This is a genomic window from Streptomyces cahuitamycinicus, from assembly GCF_002891435.1.
Taxonomy (GTDB): domain Bacteria; phylum Actinomycetota; class Actinomycetes; order Streptomycetales; family Streptomycetaceae; genus Streptomyces; species Streptomyces cahuitamycinicus.
The window spans coordinates 1-6,151 of sequence record NZ_POUC01000450.1 but is presented as its reverse complement, the minus strand read 5'-3'; the positions used below and the strand labels follow the sequence as shown (position 1 = coordinate 6,151).

Here is a 6,151-nt window from a genome sequence, read left to right as displayed (position 1 = left end):
GCGCGTTGGGTGAGAGGAGGTGAGGGGTTCAGGGCGGCGTGGAAGTAGGGACGTGCGGCCGTCGCCGCGTAGGCGGCTCCGAGAGCGGTGGTGAGCAGCCCCTTCCCGAGGGGCCGGGCTGCTCGGAGGCCCCGCCTCCCGGCCACGGACTCCAGCCCGGGGGGCCGGGCTGCTCGGGGGCCCGTCAGCCCGTGGGCGGTTTCCTGCCGGCGGCCTCTCGTCGGCAGGGCGGAGCGACGCATCACCTGTCGGGTCAGCAGGGCTGTCGTCGCGAGGGCCGCCAGGGGGGCCAGAGATGAGCCGCCTTGGGCCTCCTGGCGGGAGACCGTGGTGACGGCAAGCGTGTGGGGGCCGAGGAGGGCCGCGGAAGGCAGGGCGGGGCGGGCGTGGCCCGTCGTGGCAGCGGCTCCCAGGAGCAGGTCGAGGCCACGGGCCGCGCCCATGGCCAGGGGGCCGGCCGGCGTGTGCTTCAGGCCGAGGTCGTACGCCCACACGGTTACCGCCAGGGGCGCGGCGACGGCCAGGGCCGGGCGGCCCGCGCGCGCGGCCAGGGCCAGTCCGGCGCCGGTGAGGGCGCAGGCCGCCGTGAGTGCCGCGGCGGGCCGGACGCGGCCGGAGGGCAGGGGGCGGTGCGGGCGTTCGACGGCGTCGACGTCGCGGTCGGCCCAGTCGTTGAGGGCCATGCCGGCTTCGTAGAGGCAGAGGGAGGAACCGATGGCGAGCAGCGTGCGGGAATCGGGTGCCGAACCGGTGGCGGCCGCGCCGGCGAGGGCGTCCCCGGGGACGCTGAACAGGGCGGGCAGTCGCAGGAGTTCGGCCCACGCGCGGTTACGCCGCGAGCGGCCGGCGCATGCGCAGGGGGCCGTGCCATCGGTGGCGCCACCGGCGGCGGCACCGGGGATGCGACCGCCGGCCCCACCGGCAATGCGACCGGCGACACCACCGGCGATACGACCGGCAGTGCCACCGGCAATGCGTCCGGCCATGCCACCGGCCGGTCCACCGCCGGTGCCCGAAGTGGCGGCGCCCGCAACCGCGCCGTCGAGGCATCCGCAGGAACCCCGCCACAGTGTGACAGCGCTTCCCCGACTCTGCCGCCGTGTCACAGCGCTTCCCCCGTCTCCTCGGTGTCCCTCACCGACCGCACGCCACGGTCCTCTCCGTCGGCCCGCCCCAGACTCCGCCCGAACCGGACCAGTTCCTCGTACTGCTCGGACAACCCGGCGGGCCCCTCCCCCACCGGGTCCTTGAAGTAGAAGCCGAGGGCGCCGAGCGGGCCGGACACGCCCGCCTCGTGGGCGCGGGCGGTCAGGCGGGCCAGGTCCAGCACCAGGGGTGCCGCTAGTGCCGAGTCGCAGCCCTGCCAGATGGTCTGGAGGATCATGCGGGTACCGAGGAAGCCGTCGAAGGCGATGTGGTCCCAGGCGGTCTTCCAGTCGCCGAGGGCCGGGACGTCGTCGATGTGCGCCTCTCCCTGGGGGACGGCGCCGAGGGTGTCGGCGAGGACGCGCTCCTTGCCGGCGTTCTTCGCCGCCGCGGCGGCCGGGTCGGCGAGGGCCGCGCCGTCTCCGCCGCCGAGCAGGTTGGTGCCGGACCAGGCCCGGACGGTCAGCGCCCGTTGAGCGAACATGGGGCCCAGCACGGCGCGCAGCAGCGTCTGTCCGGTTTTGCCGTCCCGGCCGGCGTACGGCAGGCCGCTCCGTTCGGCCTCGCGGGCGGCGGCGGGGTGGTGCATGCCCTCGGAGGGGGTGAAGTTGACGTAGGGGCAGCCGGCGCGCAGGGCCGCCAGCGCGTAGAGGGTGCTGGCAGGGAGCGGGGAGCCGGGGCCCTGGGACGCGGGTTCGGTGGAGGCGACGTTCACCACCACGGCCCGCTCCAGTGCCTGGCGGTCGACGAAGTCGCGGATGTCGTCGGCGAAGGCCGTGATCAGTTCGGTCTCGCTCCTGGTGTCCCCCCGGGCGGGGCCGCCGGGCCGGATCTCCCGGTCGGCGGCGGCGAGTTCGGCGGTGACGGCGGTGGCGGTGCCCGGTGGGAGGACGCCGCCGGCGGTCAGGGTCTCGGCGCGTTTGGGCAGGGGGCAGTCGAGGGTGTCGTGGCCGCCGAAGACGAGGTCGGACAGTGCGGGCAGACCGCTGTCCGTGAAGGCGGGGGTCTCGGTCACCATGCCGGTGGGCGGGTGCAGTCCCGCGGTGACGGCGGCGCACCCCGTGACGACGGTGGTGGCGACGGAGCCGCGGGCTCCGATCAGCCACACTCCCACACGCGGTCGGGAGAGGGACGCGGACATGGGCAGCCTCCTGATCGTGCGCGAGCCCTGGGGGGAGGTACGGAGACGGCGGGCGGGGGTCCGGCGTCCCCCGCCCGCCGCCGCTCTCAGCCACCCGTGACGGGCAGTTCCTTCAACTGGATGTTGCGGAAGGAGACCTGGTCGCCGGCGCCGTGGTTCTGCAGGCCGATGTGACCGTCGGTCAGGCTCCGCTGGGGGTCCTTGTTGGTGAAGTCATTGATCTTGACTCCGTTGAGGAACACCTGGAGGCGTTCGCCCTGGACCTTGATCTCGTAGTTGTTCCACTGGCCGGGCGGCCGCAGAACCTGGTCACGGGCCTTGATGTTGGCCGACTTGAACGAGTAGACGGAGCCGGTGGTGCGGTCGGCCGCGTCCGTGGCGTCGATCTGGATCTCGTAGCCCTTGTTCACCGCGGACCAGGGGTCGTCGGAGGCGGGGAAGCCCACGAAGATCCCGGAGTTGTCGTCGCCCCGCATCTTCCAGTCGAGCTTGAGGGAGTACGACTTCAGTTCCTTGGCCTGGTACCAGAGCAGACCCATGCCGCCCTCGGACTCCATCACGCCGTCCTTGACGACGAACTTGCCGGGTCCGGCCTGCTTCCAGCCGTCCAGGCTCTGGCCGTTGAAGATCTTCCGGTGGTCCTTGCTCGGCTTGCAGTCCGCCTTCACCTGGCCGGTGGCGTACTGGAGGCCGCCGAGCAGGTGGGCGCGGAAGGCTTCCTCGGCGTAGGACTCCTTGGTGTGGCCGCCGCCGGTGTAGAAGGACCGGCCGCCTCCATAGCTCTGGCACCAGGCGATCGGGTGGTCGCCCTTCATGGTGCCGCCCTGGTAGGTGGTCTCGTCCAGAGTGGCGAGGACCTTGGCCTGCTCACGGGGGTTGGTGCGGTAGTTGTACCACTCGTCGGTGCGCTCCCAGGCCTCGTCCAGGTGCGCGGTCGAGGGGTGGTCGTGCTCCTCGACGCGGACGGTGGCCTTCTGGATGGCCGGGTGCGAGTGGAAGTAGGCGCCGACGAGGCCGCCGTAGAACTCCCAGTCGTACTCGGTGTCGGCGGCGGCGTGGATGCCCATGTATCCGCCGCCGTTCTTCACGTAGTTCTCGAACGCCTGCTGCTGCTCGGAGTTGAGGACGTCGCCTGTGGTGGACAGGAAGGCCACCGCGTCGTACTTGGCGAGGTTGGCCGTGGTGAACTGCTTCGCCTCCTCGGTGGCGTCGACCGTGATGCCGGCCGGGCCGCCGAGTTCCTTCAGCGCGGTGATGCCGGCCGGGATGGAGTCGTGGCGGAAGCCGGCGGTCTTGGAGAAGACCAGGACCTTCTTGCCGCCCTTGAACGGCTTTTTGGAGAACTCGAAGTCGTCCACGTCGAACAGCGCGCCCTCGGCGCCCTTGAAGACCAGGTAGATGTCGGTGGTCTTCTTCGGCAGCGACCGCAGGGGCACGTCGACGTTCTGGAACGTCTCCCAGCCACCGGTCGGCGGGATGTAGGCAGAGCCGTGCAGCGGACCCTCGGGCAAGCCGGTGCGCAGTTCGACGAAGCCGCCCGCGCCGCCGGAGGAGGCCCGCACGGTCATCTTCTTCTGCCCGTCGAACCGGTAGGGGCTGAAGGAGATCCAGTCGCCGTCGTTGATGTCGCCGACGGTCTTGCCGCCGTTGGCGCCGGTCTTCTCGATCACCGACACGCCCGACTGGGTGGCGAAGTGCTCGCCCTGGCGGTGCAGCGGCTGGAGCACGGTGCGGGCGGTGCCGGTCAGGGCCTCCTGGCCGTTCGCCCCGCCGTCGGTGTAGCCGGCGCCGACGACGCCGTAGATGTTGGCGTTGGGGTCGTGGCCGCCGTCACCCGGGGGCGGCTTCAGGGTGCCCTCGCAGCCCATCTCGCTGGTCAGCTCGTGGGCGTGGGAGTCGTGACCGAGGCTGTAGGCGACCTTGACCTTGGAGCAGTCGACCGTCTCCTCGGGGTCGGTGACGGTCACCTTGAACGGGACGGGCTTGCCGAACTCGGCCAGGGCGCCGTTGCCCGGGATGTCGATCCTCACCTTGGGTTCGGTGTTGCCGACCACGATCCGGGTGCTGGCGTTGCCGGTGTTGCCCTCGGGGTCCTTGGCGGTGAAGGTGGCGGTGTAGGTGCCGGCCTTCCTGTACCTGTGGGTGGGGTTGAGGCCCTCGCCCTTGGTGCCGTCGCCGAAGTCCCAGCTGTAGGTGAGGTCCGGGGAGTCGGCGTCCTTCGCGGAGCCGGTGAACTTCACCTTCAGGCCGGCCGCGCCGGAGGTCTTGTCGGCGCTCACCTCGGCGATCGGTGAGAAGCCGTCCTCGGCGTTCTCGATCCGGTACAGGGCGGAGTTCTCGTCGCCCTGGAACCAGGAGACGCCGTAGTCGAGGACGTAGAGGGCGCCGTCGGGGCCGAACTCCATGTCCATGATCTGGGTGCCGGTCCAGGGGAAGTCGTTGATCTTCGCGACGGAGCCGTCCGCGTCCTGCTCGATGCGCTTGACCCAGCGGCGGCCGAACTCACCGGCGAAGAAGTCACCGTCGTACGCCTCGGGGAACTTCACGCTGGAGTCGAGTTCGGGGTCGTAGCGGTAGACCGGGCCGGCCATCGGGGACTCGGAGCCGCTGCCGAACTCGGGCAGGGAGTCACCGTCGTACGGGATCCAGGCGGCCTGCGCGGGCGGCAGGTCGGTGAGGCCCGTGTTGTACGGCGAGGTGTTCTTCGGGGCGGCGCAGTCGAACGGTTCGCCGGACTCCTTGGTGGCGAAGTCGTAGTCGACGTAGGGGTCGTTGTCGCCGGTGCAGAAGGGCCAGCCGAAGTTGGCGGGCTCGGTCACCTTGGCGAACTCGACCTGCCCTCCGGGGCCGCGCTTGGGGTCGGCGGCGCCCGCGTCGGGGCCGTAGTCGCCGACGTAGACGGTGCCGGTCTTGTCGTCGACGCTCATCCGGAACGGGTTGCGGAAGCCCATCGCGTAGATTTCGGGGCGGGTCTTGTCCGTACCCGGGGCGAAGAGGTTGCCCTCCGGGATCGTGTACGAGCCGTCCTCGGCGACCTTGATGCGGAGGATCTTGCCGCGCAGGTCGTTGGTGTTGCCCGAGCTGCGCCGGGCGTCGAAGGCCGGGTTGCGGTTCGGCCGGTCGTCGATCGGCGTGAAGCCGTCGGAGGCGAAGGGGTTGGTGTCGTCGCCGGTCGACAGGTAGAGGTTGCCGTCCGCGTCGAAGTCGATGTCGCCGCCGACGTGGCAGCAGATGCCCCGGGAGGCCGCGACGTCCAGGACCTTCTTCTCACTGGACATGTTCAGCGTGCCGTTGGCGTTGAGCACGAAGCGGGACAGGCGGTTGACGCCGTCGAACTTCTTGAAGTCCTCGGCGGTACCGGTCTCCGGGGCGTCGCCCGCGGGGGTGTCGAGCGGCGGGGCGTAGTAGAGGTAGATCGCCCGGTTGTTCTTGAAGTCCGGGTCGATGCCGACGCCCTGGAGGCCCTCCTCGTCGTGGCTGTAGACGTCGAGTTTGCCGGCGACCTTGGTGACGCCGCCCTGGTCGGTGAGGCGCAGTGTGCCGTCGCGCGAGGTGTGCAGGACGCTGCGGTCGGGGAGCACGGCGAGCGACATCGGCTCGCCCATCTCGGGTTCGCCCTTGGCGAGCGGCACCTGCTGGAACTGGCCCTCGGCGGCTGCCGGTTCGTCGCGCTCCCCGGTGCCGGGGTGGGCGCCGGCGACGGTGGCCGGGGTGCCGACGGCGAGGAGCAGTCCGGTGAACAGGGCGACGGTGGTGCGAAGCCTTGGCCGGCTGGGGGTGGCTGTGCTTCTGGGTCTGGTTCTGGGCACGAAGTCCCTCCGGGAACGGGGTGGGCCGTACGGGGTCTGTCTCTTATGCACATCT

3 protein-coding genes are annotated in these 6,151 nt (G+C 71.1%); all 3 read right to left on the bottom strand.

Annotation, left to right across the window (positions count from 1 at the left end; translation table 11 throughout):
• Nucleotides 1-986 (bottom strand): SCO3242 family prenyltransferase (locus C1J00_RS36345; protein ID WP_102913197.1); only part of this gene is annotated, 986 nt, incomplete at its 3' end.
• A gap of 116 nt (nt 987-1,102) precedes the next feature.
• Entirely contained in the window at nt 1,103-2,287 is a 1,185-nt protein-coding gene (locus C1J00_RS36340) for an inositol-3-phosphate synthase (RefSeq protein ID WP_102913196.1), read from the bottom strand.
• A gap of 86 nt (nt 2,288-2,373) precedes the next feature.
• Nucleotides 2,374-6,096 carry a ThuA domain-containing protein gene (locus C1J00_RS36335; RefSeq protein WP_102913195.1) on the bottom strand — a complete coding sequence of 1,241 codons (3,723 nt, stop codon included), beginning with the start codon at nt 6,094-6,096 and terminating at the stop codon, nt 2,374-2,376.
• Nucleotides 6,097-6,151: the final 55 nt, after the last annotated feature.

Bases quoted from the DNA above. Each gene is read 5' to 3' on its own strand.
- C1J00_RS36340 (WP_102913196.1), bottom strand. From the start codon at position 2,287: ATGTCCGCGTCCCTCTCCCGACCGCGTGTGGGAGTGTGGCTGATCGGA.